This window comes from Janibacter alkaliphilus (genome assembly GCF_013408565.1).
Taxonomy (GTDB): domain Bacteria; phylum Actinomycetota; class Actinomycetes; order Actinomycetales; family Dermatophilaceae; genus Janibacter; species Janibacter alkaliphilus.
The window spans coordinates 131,858-146,637 of sequence record NZ_JACBZX010000001.1; the positions used below are offsets into that span (position 1 = coordinate 131,858).

Annotated in this window: 12 protein-coding genes; 6 read left to right on the forward strand and 6 right to left on the reverse strand. The window is 73.7% G+C overall.

The window, feature by feature from the left end; translation table 11 throughout:
• The first annotated feature begins 11 nt into the window (after positions 1 to 11).
• From BJY28_RS00625 to BJY28_RS00635, 3 genes are all read left to right on the forward strand, one after another.
• On the forward strand, positions 12 to 773 hold the full coding sequence (locus BJY28_RS00625) for an MOSC domain-containing protein (RefSeq protein ID WP_246313314.1): 762 nt from the start codon (positions 12 to 14) through the stop codon (positions 771 to 773).
• A 75-nt stretch (positions 774 to 848) separates the two neighbouring features.
• Positions 849 to 2,534 carry a DUF885 domain-containing protein gene (locus BJY28_RS00630; protein WP_179461292.1) on the forward strand — a complete coding sequence of 562 codons (1,686 nt, stop codon included), beginning with the start codon at positions 849 to 851 and terminating at the stop codon, positions 2,532 to 2,534.
• Positions 2,535 to 2,643: 109 nt separating this feature from the next.
• The gene (locus tag BJY28_RS00635) at positions 2,644 to 3,474 is read left to right on the forward strand and encodes a hypothetical protein (protein ID WP_179461293.1); all 831 of its coding nucleotides are present in this window, start codon (positions 2,644 to 2,646) and stop codon (positions 3,472 to 3,474) included.
• A gap of 99 nt (positions 3,475 to 3,573) precedes the next feature.
• Here the strand turns inward: BJY28_RS00635 and BJY28_RS00640 are convergent, their stop codons facing one another.
• Positions 3,574 to 4,842 (reverse strand): lipase family protein, encoded by a 1,269-nt coding sequence (locus BJY28_RS00640; protein WP_179461294.1) that lies wholly within the window; start codon positions 4,840 to 4,842, stop codon positions 3,574 to 3,576.
• 127 nt (positions 4,843 to 4,969) lie between these two features.
• Here BJY28_RS00640 and BJY28_RS00645 point away from each other — a divergent pair, with 127 nt between their 5' ends.
• Complete coding sequence (locus BJY28_RS00645) at positions 4,970 to 6,871, forward strand: cation:proton antiporter domain-containing protein (RefSeq protein ID WP_343036883.1); 1,902 nt, start codon at positions 4,970 to 4,972, stop codon at positions 6,869 to 6,871.
• An 85-nt stretch (positions 6,872 to 6,956) separates the two neighbouring features.
• On the opposite strand, the gene BJY28_RS00650 is transcribed toward BJY28_RS00645, so the two are convergent.
• From BJY28_RS00650 to BJY28_RS00665, 4 genes are read right to left on the reverse strand one after another with little or no spacing between them, the layout of a single operon-like run.
• On the reverse strand, positions 6,957 to 7,796 hold the full coding sequence (locus BJY28_RS00650; RefSeq protein WP_179461296.1) for an ATP-binding cassette domain-containing protein: 840 nt from the start codon (positions 7,794 to 7,796) through the stop codon (positions 6,957 to 6,959).
• Positions 7,793 to 8,887 (reverse strand): FecCD family ABC transporter permease, encoded by a 1,095-nt coding sequence (locus BJY28_RS00655; protein ID WP_343036884.1) that lies wholly within the window; start codon positions 8,885 to 8,887, stop codon positions 7,793 to 7,795. Before BJY28_RS00655 ends, BJY28_RS00650 begins: the two co-directional genes overlap by 4 nt.
• Positions 8,884 to 9,936 carry a FecCD family ABC transporter permease gene (locus BJY28_RS00660; RefSeq protein ID WP_343036885.1) on the reverse strand — a complete coding sequence of 351 codons (1,053 nt, stop codon included), beginning with the start codon at positions 9,934 to 9,936 and terminating at the stop codon, positions 8,884 to 8,886. The genes BJY28_RS00655 and BJY28_RS00660 overlap by 4 nt, the downstream gene beginning before the upstream one ends.
• Positions 9,933 to 10,961 carry an iron-siderophore ABC transporter substrate-binding protein gene (locus tag BJY28_RS00665; protein WP_179461297.1) on the reverse strand — a complete coding sequence of 343 codons (1,029 nt, stop codon included), beginning with the start codon at positions 10,959 to 10,961 and terminating at the stop codon, positions 9,933 to 9,935. The genes BJY28_RS00660 and BJY28_RS00665 overlap by 4 nt, the downstream gene beginning before the upstream one ends.
• Before the next feature lie 113 nt (positions 10,962 to 11,074).
• Between BJY28_RS00665 and BJY28_RS00670 the strand changes: the two genes are divergently transcribed.
• Positions 11,075 to 11,698, forward strand: a complete 624-nt coding sequence (locus BJY28_RS00670; RefSeq protein ID WP_179461298.1) for a Maf family nucleotide pyrophosphatase — start codon at positions 11,075 to 11,077, stop codon at positions 11,696 to 11,698.
• A 52-nt stretch (positions 11,699 to 11,750) separates the two neighbouring features.
• Here the strand turns inward: BJY28_RS00670 and BJY28_RS00675 are convergent, their stop codons facing one another.
• The gene (locus BJY28_RS00675) at positions 11,751 to 13,322 is read right to left on the reverse strand and encodes a long-chain-fatty-acid--CoA ligase (protein ID WP_179461299.1); all 1,572 of its coding nucleotides are present in this window, start codon (positions 13,320 to 13,322) and stop codon (positions 11,751 to 11,753) included.
• A gap of 186 nt (positions 13,323 to 13,508) precedes the next feature.
• Between BJY28_RS00675 and BJY28_RS00680 the strand changes: the two genes are divergently transcribed.
• Positions 13,509 to 14,699: a TetR/AcrR family transcriptional regulator gene (locus BJY28_RS00680; protein ID WP_179461300.1), complete on the forward strand. Its 1,191-nt coding sequence runs from the start codon at positions 13,509 to 13,511 to the stop codon at positions 14,697 to 14,699.
• Positions 14,700 to 14,780: the final 81 nt, after the last annotated feature.

The following is a 14,780-nucleotide window of genomic DNA, read 5'->3' on the forward strand; positions in this document are numbered from 1 at the left end:
ACCCCCTGTGCATGACGCGCGTCCACCCGTGGGTCGAGGTGATACCCACCCCCTTCGACGGCGTGTATCACCTCGACCACCGCATCGCGCGCGCCCGCTACGGTGGCGCCATGGCCAGCGTGCTCTCCACCAACGTCGGACGACCGATGCAGCAGGCGGTGCCGAAGGGGCGCCCCACCGGCATCGGCAAGCAGCCCGTGGAGCAGATCACCGTCGCCGACCCCGGCCCCAAGCGGGAGGGACCGGCGGGCGAAGGGGTCAGCGGCGTGGCCGGCGACTTCATCGGCGAGGGCCGTCACCACGGCGGCAGCGACCAGGCGGTCTACGCCGTGGCCCGCGCGGAGCTGGACCACTGGGCGGACGAGCTCGGTCGCGCGATGCCGGACGGGTTCTTCGGCGAGAACCTCACCATCACCGGCCTGGACGTCGATGCCGCCGAGATCGGCGACGTCTGGCGGATCGGCTCGGCCGTGCTGCAGGTGAGCGCGCCGCGGATCCCGTGCGCCACCTTCGCCGCCCGGATGCAGGAGAAGGGGTGGGTCCGCCGGTTCGCCGAGCGGGGCCGCGTCGGCGCCTACCTGCGGGTGCTGCAGCCGGGCACGATCCAGCCCGGTGACCCGGTGCTCGTCGAGCCGGCCGGCTCCGGGGTGGACGTCCCGACGAGCCTGCGGGCCTTCATGGGCGACACCGAGGCCGCACAGACGGCTCTGGACGCCGGGGTCTTCGCGGGGTCCGACCGGGACGATCTGGAGCAGGTGCTCGCCCGCGGCTGAGCGCTGCAGGATGCTGGTCTGAGCGGCCGGCGCCTGCACGGGTGGTGCACCGCCGGGGCCGGTAGCGTCGGGCAGATGAACGCGCCGAGCGACGGGCCACGCCAGCAGACCGAGATCGACCGCATCGCCGAGGCGCACCTCGACGCCGAGGTGGCGCTCAGCCCGATCGAGGCCACCTACCTCGGCCTCCCGGGCGGTGAGGACCGGCTCGACGACCTCTCCCCCGACGGGCTCGCCGAGCACTCCGCGCTGCGCCGCCGCACGCTGGCCGCCCTCGACCGCGCGGCCCCGCAGGACGAGATCGACCGGGTGACCCTCGAGGCGATGCGCGAGCGGCTCGGGCTCGCCGAGGAGATGCATGCCGCCGGGGAGGACCTGGCGGATCTCAACGTCATCGCCTCCCCCGCCCAGGGCATCCGGGACGTCTTCGACGTCATGCCCACCTCGTCCGACGACGACTGGCGCACCATCGCCCGACGGCTCGGCCAGGTCCCCGCCGCGCTGGAGGGCTGGCTGGCCTCGCTGCACGCCGGTCTGGACACGGGCCGGGCGCCGGCCCGCCGTCAGGTGGACGCGGTCGCCCAGCAGGCGCGCGACCTCACCGCCGCCGACGGCTACTACGCAACCCTGCTGCGCGGTGCCAGCGCCGACGGCCGGGCGCTCGACCCAGCGGTGGCCGACGCGCTCCGCCACGGCGTCGAGGCGGCTGCGGCCGCCTACGCCGCCCTCCCGGACCGGCTGCGCCGGGTGCGGGCGGCGGCGCCCGAGCGGGACGCGGTCGGTCGCGAGCGCTACCAGCTGCACTCGCGGCAGTTCCTCGGTGCGCAGATCGACCTCGAGGAGACCTACGCCTGGGGCCAGGAGGAGCTGGCCCGGATCGACGGGCTGATGCGCGAGACCGCCGAGCGCATCCGTCCCGGGGCGAGCGTGAAGGAGGCGGTGGCGCTGCTCGACGCCGACCCCCGCTACCAGCTGCACGGCACCGAGGCGCTGCGCGCGTGGATGCAGCAGCGGGCCGACGAGGTCGTCGACCGGCTGGACGGGGTGCACCTCGACGTCCCCGACCCGGTGCGCACCATCGAGTGCATGATCGCCCCCACCCAGACCGGAGGCATCTACTACACCGGTCCCAGCGACGACTTCTCCCGGCCGGGGCGGATGTGGTGGTCGGTGCCGAAGGGGGTCACCACCTTCGGGACCTGGCGCGAGCTGACCACGGTCTACCACGAAGGGGTGCCCGGCCATCACCTGCAGATCGGGCAGGCGGTGCACCGGCGCGACCTGCTCAACCGGTGGCGCCGGCTGGCCAGCATGACCTCCGGCCACGCCGAGGGGTGGGCCCTCTACGCGGAGTGGCTGATGGCCGACCTCGGCTTCATGGACGACCCCGGCGACTACCTCGGCCTGCTCGACGGGCAGTCGCTGCGCGCGGTGCGGGTGGTCATCGACATCGGCGTGCACTGCGGCTTGGACGCGCCGGCCGAGGTCGGGGGCGGCGCGTGGACCTACGAGAAGGCGTGGCAGATGCTGGACAGCTATGCCAACCAGGGCACCGAGCAGCTGCGCTTCGAGCTGGACCGCTACCTCGGGTGGCCGGGCCAGGCGCCCAGCTACAAGATCGGCGAGCGGATCTGGCTCGACCTGCGCGACGAGGCCCGGCGGGCAGAGGGAGACGCCTTCTCGCTCAAGGACTTCCACGCGCGTGCCCTGGACGTCGGCAGCGTCGGCCTGGACACCCTGCGGTCCGCGCTCTCGCCCTGATCCTGGGTCGAGGTGATCCCCGACGACGCCCGCGGCGCGGATCACCTCGACCGGCAGGGGGTTCGCTCGGACTACTCCGCAGATCGTGGCAGCGCCCTAGCCTGACCTCATGCGCGTCGTCGCGGCGGGGGCCGCAACCTTGACCGTCCTGCTCACCGGGTGCTCGCTCGGCACGTCCGAGCAGAGCTCCGACTCCTCGAGCACGGTCACCGTGACCGAGTCCTCGACCCCGGCCAGCGACTCGTCCTCCGCCGCGCCGGCGACGAGCTCGGCATCGACCAGCACCGCGACGACGAGCACGAGCAGCGCCCCGGCACCGGACGCCGGTGGCGAGCTGCCGGGCGACCCCGGCGAGTACGCCGACGCCTTCGTCCGCGCCTGGGGGGTCGGCGACCGGGTCGAGGCCGAGCGCTACGCCACCGGCGACGCCGTCGACTCCCTCTTCGCCTACGACGGCCGGGGCGGCAGCACGTGGACCCGCGACGCGGTCACCAGCCAGGACGGCCGCACCCAGGTCGGCTACACCGACGGCACCGGGCAGTCCCTCTACGTGCTGCTGGACACCGTCACGGTCGGCGCGCCGGACGCGGTGGTCAGCGCGAACGTCGAGTGGGAGGGCACCAGCGAGGACGCCGCGGCGGAGGAGGACCCCGGCGCCGCGACCGGTCTGCCCAGCGACGTCGGCGACTACGGCGACGCGCTGGTGCGCGCCTGGGGCGTCGGCGACCGGGACGCCGCCGACGCCTACGCCACGGCGTCGGTGCTGTCCACGCTCTTCGACGGGTACGGCACCGGTGGCAGCGACTGGAGCCGCACCGGGAGCACCGCCGACTCGATCACCTACACCGACTCCTTCGGAGACACGGTCACCATCTACGTCGACGCGGCGACCGTCTCGGCCGGGCGGGGCGACGCGGCCTACCTGGCCGTCTTCTCCTGACCGCAGCACACCACCGCGCCCGCCGCGAGCGCCGGGTCGAGGTGATCCACGCCGACGTGCGCGGCGCGGATCACCTCGACCCGTGGGGCGTCGGCCCGGTCAGCGCACCGCCCAGCAGTTGCTGCGCAGCGCCTTGCCCTCGAAGCGGTCCTCGAGGAAGGGGATCACCTGCGAGCTGTTCGGCAGGATCCCGCCGAGGTGCAGCGGGGCCCAGTTCGGGCTCCAGCGCAGGTTCGTGCCGCTGGCGCACCAGTCGCGGGCCAGCTGCTTGCCGACGCCGTAGGGGATGGTGTCGTCCAGCCGGCTGTGGGTCAGCAGCACCGGCACGTCAGGGGTGCGCTCGCCGATCGTGTTCTCGGCGATCACGCTCTTGAAGGGCTCCTCGTCGAGGTAGTCGGTGATCGGCCGACCGTCGGCGGAGTAGTCGGCGGACTCGGTGAAGGCGTACTCGCCGAAGTTCGTCACGCAGGCGCTCTCCACCTTCTCGGCGAGCGCCTTGCCGTCCTCGTTGAGGTAGGCGGGCAGGTCGACGTGGTGCCCCTGGCTCAGCCCGACGAGGGCGAAGTAGAGGAAGGCCGCCCAGAAGGAGCCGTCGAGGTTCTCGGCGACCTTCGCCAGGTCGGCGGGCACCGCGCCGGCGACGACTCCCTTCACCGGCAGCTCCGGGGCGTACTCGGCCCGCAGCTCGGCGGCGGAGGCGGCCGCGCCGCCGCCCTGGGAGTAGCCGACGATGCCGATCGGGCTGGTGGCCAGGCCGCTGCGGGGCAGCGCCCGGGCGGCACGGGCCATGTCGAGCACCGCGTGCCCCTGCACCTCCCGGTTCATGTAGGTGTGCGCGCCGGGCGTGCCCAGCCCCTGGTAGTCGGTCATCGCCACCGAGTAGCCCTCGGCCAGCAGCGAGCTGAAGAAGAGCGACTCGTACTCGAAGCTGTCCGAGAGGAAGCGGGTCGGCGCGCAGCCGTCACCCATCCCCTGGGTGCCGGGGGCGTAGCTGACCACCGGGCGCTCGCCCTGACCGGTCCAGGCCTTCTTCGGGGTGATGACGATGCCGGTGACGGCGATCGGGGTGCCCTCCCGGTCCAGCGAGGAGTACATCACCCGGCGGGCGTCGAAGTGGGCTGCCTTGAGCCCGAGCGGGTCGAGGACCGAGGTCGACGGCTCCTCCTTGAGGACGGTGCCCGGCGTGGCCGGGATGTCCTCCGGCGGCTCGTAGAAGTCGCGCCGCTCCGGCTCGGCGACGCCGGTGAGGGTCTCCGCGCCAGCGGTGCCGGGCACGTCGTTCTCGTCGGCGCCGGCGGCACCGACGGCCGGGACGGACAGGGCGAGCGTCAGCGTGGCGCCGGTGAGGGTTCGTGCGGTCCGGGACATGTGTCCTCCAGGTGGCGGGCGTCCGGGCCGCGAAGGGGGCGACGACGACCCGCGTACCTACGGAACAGTAAGTTACCGAGGGTCAGCGGGTTCGGCAGCGGCTGTGGCGTGCCGCACAATGTCCTGCGTGGACCCCCTCTCGATCGCTCTGCTCCTCGTCGGCGTCACGGTCACCGTCATCGTCGTGGCCCGCGCCTGCGAGCCGATCGGCCTGCCCAGCCCGCTGGTCCTGCTCGGCGTCGGCGCGGTCGGCTCGCTGCTGCCCGTCGTCCCGCAGATCTCGATGTCCCCCGAGCTCGTGCTCTACGGGCTGCTGCCGCCGCTGCTCTACGCGGCGGCGATCAGCACCTCCCTGGTGGACATCCGCACCAACGCCGTCCCGATCCTCGGGCTGTCGGTGGGGCTGGTCCTCTTCACCGCGCTCGGGGTGGCCCTGGTCGCTCAGGCGCTCATCCCGGACCTGCCCTTCGCGGTCGCCTTCGCCCTCGGTGCCATCGTCGCTCCCCCGGACGCGGTCGCCGCGACCGCGGTCGCCCGGCAGATCGGTCTCCCCCGTCGGATCACCACCCTGCTCGAGGGCGAGTCGCTGCTCAACGACGCCACCGCCCTGGTGTCGCTGCGCACCGCGCTGGCCGCCGCCGGGCTGGCGGTGCACGGCGCGGGCAGCGAGGAGGTGAGCGTCGCCGGGGTCGCCGGCGACTTCGTGTGGGCGGTCGTCGGCGGCGTCGGGATCGGGGTGCTCACCTTCGTCGTCGTCGGGATGCTGCGCCGCTACCTCACCGAGAGCGCCGCGGACACCGCGCTCTCCTTCGCCAGCCCCTTCATCGCCTTCGTCCCGGCGGAGTCGCTGGAGGCCTCCGGGGTGCTGGCCGTGGTCACCGCCGGTCTGCTGCTGGCCCACAAGGCCCCGCGGCTGCAGAGCTCGTCCTCCCGGCTGGCCGAGCGGATCAACTGGACCACGGTCACCTTCGTCCTGGAGAACGCGGTCTTCCTGCTCATCGGCCTGCAGCTGCAGGAGATCCTGCAGGCGCTGGACGACGCCCAGGACCTCACCTTCGGCCGGACCATGCTCATCAGCCTCGTCGTGCTGGCCACCGTGCTCCTGCTGCGGCCGCTGTGGATGGTGCCCTTCGCCTGGGTCTACACCCGGGTGGACGGGGTGCCCGGGCACTCCCGGGTGCGGGAGAGCCTCGTCGGGTCGTGGGCCGGGATGCGCGGCGTGGTCACCCTGGCCGCCGCCTTCACCCTGCCCGAGGGCACCCCGCACCAGCCGGTGCTGGTGATGATCGCGCTCGTGGTCACCGTCGGCACCCTGCTGCTGCAGGGGCTCAGCCTGCCCCGGGTGGCGGCCGCGCTGGGCGTCGAGGGCCCCGACCCGCGCCAGGACGCGCTCGTCGAGGCCAGCGTCGTCGGCGCGATCACCGGCGCCGGGCTGCGCGAGCTCGAGGCCGACCCGGACTCCGACCCGGACGTGCTCGCCGAGCTCAAGGAGCAGTCGACCATCCGGGTCAACCGCACCTGGGAGCGGCTGGGCAGCCTCAGCGAGAGCGAGGGCGAGACCCCGGCCGAGGCGAGCGCCCGGATGCGCACCCAGATGATCGACGCCGAGCGGGCCGAGCTGCTGCGCATCCGCAGCCAGGGCCAGGTGGACCAGGAGGTCCTCGCCGGGGTGCTGCGCCAGCTCGACGCCGAGGAGTCGGCGATCTCCTACGGCGCGGACAAGGCCGCCCGGATCCGCCGCTCGCCGCTGCTGCCGCCGCCGGAGGTGGCGCCCGGCTGCGAGCACCTGGCGGCGCAGCCAGCCAGCGTCACCCCGACCACCCCGGAGGGCTGCCAGGAGTGCGTGGCCGCCGGGCAGCGCTGGGTGCACCTGCGGGTGTGCACGCAGTGCGGGCACGTCGGCTGCTGCGACTCCTCGCCGGGCCGGCACGCCAGCACCCACCACCACGAGACCGGGCACCCGGTGATGGCCAGCCTGGAGCCGGGCGAGGCCTGGCGGTGGTGCTTCGTCGACGACGTGCTGGGCTGAGCACGAACCCGGCGCGCCCGGCGTCGGCGACCGCTGGGTCGGCGACCGCTGGGTCGGCGGCCCGGGGTCGGCCGGTGGCCCCGGGTCAGCCGGTGGTCGCGGCCTCGGGCTCGGCGCCTGTGGTGACCGGCCCGTGGTGCCGCCCGATCGGCAGCACCAGCGGCTTGCCGGAGACCGGGTCGGGGATCACCTGGCTGCGCATGCCGAAGACCTCGGCGACCGTCTCCGCGGTGAGCACGCGGTCGGGGGCGCCGCTGGCGACCATCCGACCGCCGCACATGGCCACGAGATGGTCGGCGTAGCGCGCGGCGAGGTTGAGGTCGTGCAGCACGATGACGATCGTCGTGCCTCGCTCACGGTTCAGGTCGGTGAGCAGGTCGAGCACCTCGACCTGGTGGCTGATGTCGAGGAAGGTCGTCGGCTCGTCCAGCAGCAGGATGTCGGTCTGCTGGGCCAGCGCCATGGCGATCCACACCCGCTGTCGCTGACCGCCGGAGAGCTCGTCCACCGCGCGGTCCGCCAGCTCGGCGGTGGCGGTGAGGTCCAGCGCCTCGGCGACCGCCTCGTCGTCCGCCGACGACCAGCGGCTGAGCATCCGCTGGTGCGGGCTGCGGCCGCGGGCGACGAGGTCACCGACGACGATTCCCTCCGGGGCGATCGGCGACTGCGGGAGCAGTCCCAGGGTGCGAGCGAGCTCCTTGGTCGGCAGCCGGTGCAGGTCCTGGCCGTCGAGCACCACGGTGCCCTCGGCGGGGGTCAGCAGCCGCGACAGCGAGCGCAGCAGGGTGGACTTGCCGCAGGCGTTCGCCCCGACGATGACGGTGATCTCCCCGGGGGGCACGAGCAGGTCCAGGCCCTCGACGACGGTGCGCTCGCCGTAGCCGAGGGTGACCTGCCGGGCGTGCAGGGTGTGGTCGTCGGTCACAGCGAACCTCCGGCGCGGTTGGTGCGGATGAGCAGGTAGACGAGGTAGGGCGCGCCGAGGGCGCCGGTGATGACGCCCACCGGGTAGCGGCTGCCGAAGGCGTTCTGCCCGAGCAGGTCGGCGCCGAGCACGAGCAGCGCACCGACGAGGGCCGCCGGGACCATCAGCGAGCCGCCGGAGCCGGTGATCCGGGCGGCGATCGGGCCGGCGAGGAAGGCGACGAAGGCGATCGGGCCGGCCGCCGCCGTGGCGAAGGCGATGAGCGCGACGGCCGCGAGGATGGCCACCAGCCGGGTGCGCTCCACCGGCACCCCCAGCGCGGAGGCGGCGTCGTCGCCGAGCTGCATCAGCCGCAGCCCCGAGGACTGGCTGAGCAGCACCGGGGTGAGCACGAGGACCGCGGCCAGCAGCGGCAGCACCGTGGACCAGCTGGCGCCGTTGACGCTGCCGCTGAGCCAGCGCATCGCCACCTGCACGTCCCACGCCGCGGCCTTGACGATGACGTACCCGACGAGCGCGTCGAGCATCGCCGCGATGCCGATGCCGATGAGGATGAGCCGGGTGCCCAGCACCCCGCCCTCGTAGGCGAGCGCGTAGATGAGCCCGGCGACGCCCATCGCGGCGAGGATGGCGACGACCGAGGTGATCGTCTCGTCGAGGTGCAGCACGACGAGGCAGAAGACCGCGGCGGCGCTGGCGCCGCTGGAGATGCCGATGATGTCCGGCGAGGCCAGCGGGTTGCGCAGCATCGTCTGGAAGGTGACCCCGCCGAGGCCGAGCGCGACCCCGGCCAGCACCGCCAGGACCGCCCGCGGCAGGCGCAGGGTGCCGACGGTGAAGGAGGCCCCGGGCACGTCCTGACCGGCGATGACCTGCAGCACCTCGCCCGGCCCGTAGAAGCGTTCGCCGACCATGAGGCTGGCCATGAAGAGCACGAGCACCGCCGCGCCCATGGCCAGGCAGGCCGTGAGGCGGGAGCGGGAGCGCCGGGTGCGGCCGGCGCGGAACCGCTGCCGCGTGCCGACGGCGGCGTCCGGCGACGCGTCCGACGGCGAGGCGGGCGGGGGCGAGGCGGGCGAGGTGGTGGTCACAGGGCACGCGCCTTCTGCCGGCGGACGATGAGGATGAAGATCGGCGCCCCGACGAGCGCGGTGACGATCCCGACGTCGACCTCCGAGGGGCGGGCGACCACCCGGCCGATGACGTCGGCCGCGGTGAGCAGGACCGCCCCGACGACCATCGAGAAGGGCAGCAGCCACCGGTGGTCGAGCCCGACGACCAGGCGGCAGGCGTGCGGCACGACGAGCCCGACGAAGGCGATCGGCCCGGCCGCAGCGGTGGCCCCGCCGAGCAGCAGCACCGCCGCGGCCGTCGCCAGCCCGCGGATCAGCCCGACCCGCTCGCCGAGCCCGGAGGCCAGCTCCTCGCCCAGCGCCAGCGCGTTCAGACCCCGGGCGATGGCCATGGCCAGCAGGGCCCCGAGGACGAGGAAGGGCAGCACCTGCATGATCCGGGTGAGCGAGGCGCCGCCCACCCCGCCGATCTGCCAGAAGCGGTAGGAGTCCATGACGTCGACCCGGGGAAGCAGGATCGCCGTGCTCATCGACTGGAAGGCGGCTCCGCTGGCCGCCCCGGCCAGGGCCAGCTTCAGCGGTGTCGCGCCGCCCCGGCCCATCGAGCCGATGGTGTAGACGAAGACGGCCGCGACCGTGCACCCGGCGCTGGCGACCAGGACGTAGCCGGTCGGCGAGCTGAGCCCGAAGAAGGCCATGCCGACGACGACGAAGAGCGCGGCGCCGGGGGTGATGCCGAAGATCACCGGGTCGGCCAACGGGTTGCGGGTCAGCCCCTGCAGCACGACGCCAGCCGCGCCCAGGGCGGCGCCGACGAGCATGGCCAGCACGGTGCGCGGGATGCGCTTGGTCACCGCGGCCTGGCCGATGGTGTCCTGCGCCCCGCCGAGGGCGGCGACCGCGTCGTCCAGGCTCACCCCGCGGTTGCCGAGCACGAGCGAGAGCAGGCCCACCCCGGCCAGCACGGCCAGGGCGAGCAGCATCCAGCCCAGGCGCGCCGCCGCCGCAGACCGGGTCCCGGTCTGCGGCGGCGACTCCGGCTCGGCCGGGCTGAGGGTCGTGCTCACTTCGCCTTCGCGGCGGCCTCGTCGAGGATCGTGAGGTACTCGTCCAGGCCCCAGTCGATGGACAGCGGCGACGGGTTGGCCGAGGCGGCCAGCGGCGTGCCGTCCTCGAGCACGGCTACCGAGCCGTTCTCGACGGCCGGGATCTGGGAGAGCAGCGCGTCGTCCTGCAGGGTCGAGAGCAGCGTGTCGTCGCCGTAGGAGATCATCAGGTCGACGTCCTCGAAGTCGTCGGCCTGCTCCGAGCTCACCGTGGTGTAGAACTCCTCGCTCTCCTCGGCGGCGGTGCTGACCATCTCCGGGGTGGTGAAGCCGAGGTCCTCGAGGAAGACCGCGCGCGGGTCGTTGGTGTTGTAGTACCCGACCTGGGAGAGGTCCTTCGGGTCGAGGTAGGCGAAGACCGCGCTCTTGTCGGCGAGGTCGGGGTGGTCGGCGACGGTCTCCTCGATGGTCGCGTCGAGCTCGGAGATGAGCTCCTGGCCCTCGGCCTCCATGCCGAGCGCCGTGCTGTTCATCTCGATCATCTCGTCCATCGTCGTGCCCCAGGCGATGTCCGGGTAGGCGACGACCGGAGCGATCTCGCTGAGGGTGTCGTAGTCCTCCTGGGTCAGGCCGGAGTAGGAGGCGAGGATGACGTCGGGCTCGGTGTTGGCCACGGCCTCGAAGTCGATGCCGTCGGTCTCGTCGAATAGCTCCGGGGTCTCGGCGTCCAGCTCGGTGAGCTTCTCCTCGACCCACGGCAGCACGCCGTCGCCGTCGTCGTCGCCGTAGTCGGCCTTGGCCATGCCCACCGGGACCACGTCGAGCGCCAGCGGCACCTCGTGGTTGGCCCAGGCCACGGTGGCCACCCGCTCCGGCTTCTCCTCGATGGTGGTCTCGCCGAAGGCGTGCTCGATGGTCACCGGCCAGGCACCGGAGCCCCCGTCGCCGCCGGAGGTCGAGTCGGCGTCGTCGGACGAGCTCCCGCAGGCGGCGAGGGCGAGCGTCGCGACCGCCGCGACGGCGGCGCTGAGGATGCGCGTGGACATGGAGCTCCTAGGAAGGTGGTCGGGCGGACCCGAGATAGGTAAGGCGAGCCTATCTAACACGATGGGCGGCGTGCGCGCGAAACGCGACGCGGTGCGGCTGGTTCGATGGGGACGTGCCCCGTCAGCTCGTCCTCGCCTCCGCCTCCCCCGCCCGCCTCGGCCTGCTCCGCGCCGCGGGCATCGAGCCGGGGGTCGTCGTCAGCGAGGTCGACGAGCGCGCCGTCGAGGACCAGGCCCGGCGCGAGCAGCCCGAGCTCACCCCGGCAGCCCTGGCCCAGCTGCTCGCCGAGGCGAAGGGGGCGGATGTCGCCGCCCGGCTCGGCGGCGACGACCGGCTGCTGCTGGCCGGCGACTCGGTGCTGGAGATCGACGGGGCGGTGCACGGCAAGCCCGGTACCGCGCCGGAGGCCACGCGGCGGTGGCGGGCGATGCGTGGGCGCCGCGGGGTGCTGCACTCGGGCCACCGGCTGATCGACCTGGCCACCGGACGGGCGGTGGGACGCCCGGCCTCGGCAGCGGTCTCCTTCGCCGAGATCAGCGACGCCGAGATCGAGGGCTACGTGGCCACCGGAGAGCCGCTGCACGTCGCCGGCGGCTTCACGCTCGACGGGCTGGGCGCCCCCTTCGTCACCACCGTCGAGGGCCACCCGAGCACGGTCGTCGGGCTGAGCCTGCCGCTGCTGCGCGAGCTGCTCGCCGAGCTGGACGTGCCCTGGTGGCAGGTGGCTGCCGGCTGACCGCGGCGACGCGGCACAGACCGGGGACCGCCGACGCCGGACGTGACCCGGCTCAGCCGGCGGCGCGGTCCTGCTCGCGCAGCGCGCCCTTGACCACCTTGCCGCCGGCGTTGCGCGGCAGCGGCTCCCGGCTGACGACGAGGTCCTTGGGCAGCTTGAAGGAGGCGATCCGCCCGGACACGTGCTCGTTGAGGTCGCTCAGCGTCAGCTCCGCGGCCTGGGCGCCGATCGTCACGTAGGCGACCGGAACCTGGCCCCAGCGCTCGTCGGAACGGCCGATCACCGCGACCTCGAGCACGTCCGGGTGCGAGGCGACCGCGTTCTCCACCTCGGCGCAGTAGATGTTCTCGCCGCCGCTGATGATCATGTCCTTCTTGCGGTCGACCACCCAGAGGTAGCCCTCCTCGTCCTGACGGACCAGGTCCCCGGAGTGGAACCAGCCGCCGTCGAAGGCGGCCGCGGTCTCCTCGGGCTTGTTCCAGTAGCCCTGCATGACGTTGGGCCCGCGGTAGACGATCTCGCCGACCTCGCCGGCCGGCACGTCACGCATCTCCTCGTCGACGACCCGCACCTGCATCGAGGGGATCGGCCGGCCCACCGACCCGAGCTTGCGGCGGGACTCGGCCCCGCGCAGCACGCAGGTGATCGGCGAGGTCTCGGTCTGCCCGAAGACCGCGACGTTGAGCGCGTCCGGGAACTGCTCCCCCATCGCCTGCAGGGTGGCGTCGCTGGCCGGCGCCGCCCCCCAGCTGATGATCCGCAGCCGCAGGTCGCGCTCGGCGATGTCCGGCTGGGCGCAGATGAGGTCCCACTGCTGGGGCACGTTGAAGACGACGGTCGCCCCCTCGGCCTCGTAGGCGTCGAGCACCGCGGCCGGGTCGAAGGCACCGAGCGGATGGATCACGGTGGTGGCGCCGACGAGCAGGTTGGCCACCGTGGAGCCGAGCCCGGCGATGTGGAAGAAGGGGGCGGTGAGGAAGCCGACGTCGGAGTCGTCGAACATCTCCATCGCCCGGATGCAGGTCAGCGCCTGGACCTGCAGGTTGCGGTGGGTGAGCATGACCCCCTTCGGCCGGCCGGTGGTGCCGGAGGTGTACATGATCAGCGCGACGGCATCCTCCGGCACGTCGGGGACGTCGATCGGCTCGTGCGCGGCGACGAGCTCCTCGAAGGGCTCGCCGGCGACCGGCTGCTCGGCCTCGCCCACGACGACGGTGGCGCCCACGGCGGCGGCCTGCTCGGTGGCCGCGAGCAGCGGCGCCAGCGGCGCGTCGACGACGACGGCCGCCGGGGTGCAGTCGGCGAGGATGTAGTCCAGCTCGGGCGGTGCCAGCCGGAAGCTCAGCGGAACCGCCATCGCGCCGAGGCTGTTGGCCGCCAGCACGGCCTCGACGAACCAGGGGTGGTTGAGGGTGAGCAGGGCGACCCGGTCGCCCTCGCCGACGCCACGCTCGGCCAGCGCTGCCGCCAGCCGACGGGAGCGGTCGGAGAGCTGGGCCCAGCTGGTGCTCTCCCCGCGGAAGCGGAGCGCGGGCCGCTCCGGGCGCATCAGGGCGTGCGTCGCGACGTGCGCGACCCAGTGGTTGCGGAACGTCCAGGCCGGGGCGGTGGTGGTGCTCGTCATCGCGGGGATCCTCCGATGCTGCGCTGCTTCGGTCTCTGCTCAGCATGCCAGCCGGACCACCCGCTGGGAAGGGGTTTTGTTAATCGCGAATCACATGGGTGCGTCTCACTGGTCGGCTGCCCGGACCACAGGCGGGCGTGGTTGACTGCCGGGCATGGGAACCCTGGGGGCCGGGCGGCGAGCCGGATGAGTCGTCGACCCGCGGCACCAGGGAGCCGCCCGCGCAACCGCAAGGAGCTCATCCTGCTGGCGGCCGGTCGAGCCTTCGCCGCCGGCGGCTACCCGGGCACCTCGATGGAGGACATCGCCCGCGCGGTGGGGATCACCGCCGCCGCCCTCTACCGGCACGTGCCGAGCAAGTACGAGCTCTTCCGGCAGTGCACCGAGGTCATGGTCGGCTCGCTCGCCGAGACGCTGGCAGAGCAGGAGGCCGACGCCGACCTGGGGCAGGTCCTGCTGGCGCTGGCCCGCACCACCGTGGCCGACCGGGCTACCGGCAGCCTCTACCGCTGGGAGGCCCGGTACCTCGACGCCGACGACCGGGCGTCGCTGCGGGCGCGCTTCGCCGAGGTCGTGGAGGGGGTGGACGCCCACGTGGGTCGTGCCGCCCCGGAGCCAGCTGCCAGCCGCAGCAGCCGCACGGCGGCCGCGCTGGGCGCGATCGGCTCGGTGACGGTGCACCGCACCAGCCTGGCCGCGCGACGCCTGGAGCGGCTGGTCACCGAGGCCGCGCTGCGGGCGGCCACCGCGGACGTCGACCTGCACGCCGACGACCGGGGAGGCGCGGGCTCCGGCGAGACGTCGGTGGCGTCGGTGCTCGCCCCCGGCGCCGGCCGGCGCGAGCAGATCCTCGCCGCCGCGGTGCCGCTCTTCCACCGGGAGGGATTCGCCCAGGTGACGATGAGCCGGATCGCCGCGGACGTCGGGCTGACCCCGTCCGCGCTCTATCGGCACTTCGACGGCAAGACCGAGATCCTCGCCGCCGCCTGCCTGCAGGCGGCGGACTCGCTGCAGGCGGCGGTGCAGGCCCGGGTGGACGTCGACACGGCACCGCGCCTCGCTCTGGCCGGGCTGGCCGAGGCCTACGTCGACCACGCCTTCGCCTGCACCGCGCTCACCGCGGTGGCCGAGGCCGAGGTGCTCGGACTGCCGGAGGATCTGCGGCGCCCGGTGGTGCAGGTCCAGCGTGACCACGTGGGTCTGTGGACCGAGCAGCTGCGGCGGCACCGCCCGGAGCTCGAGGTCCGCGAGGCGCGGGTGCTGGTGCACGCCGCGCTCGGGGTCGTCGTCGAGGTGGGCCGCCACCTGCACTGGCAGGACAGCCCGGGGCACCGACGGGTCACCCGCGAGCTCATGCTCCGCGCCCTGGACGCCTGACCCCTCCCCCGACTGCGCAAATGCCCGGGCAGTTGCGGACCTTCGCGTGAATTGCCCGGGCAGTTGCGGACCTTCGCGTGA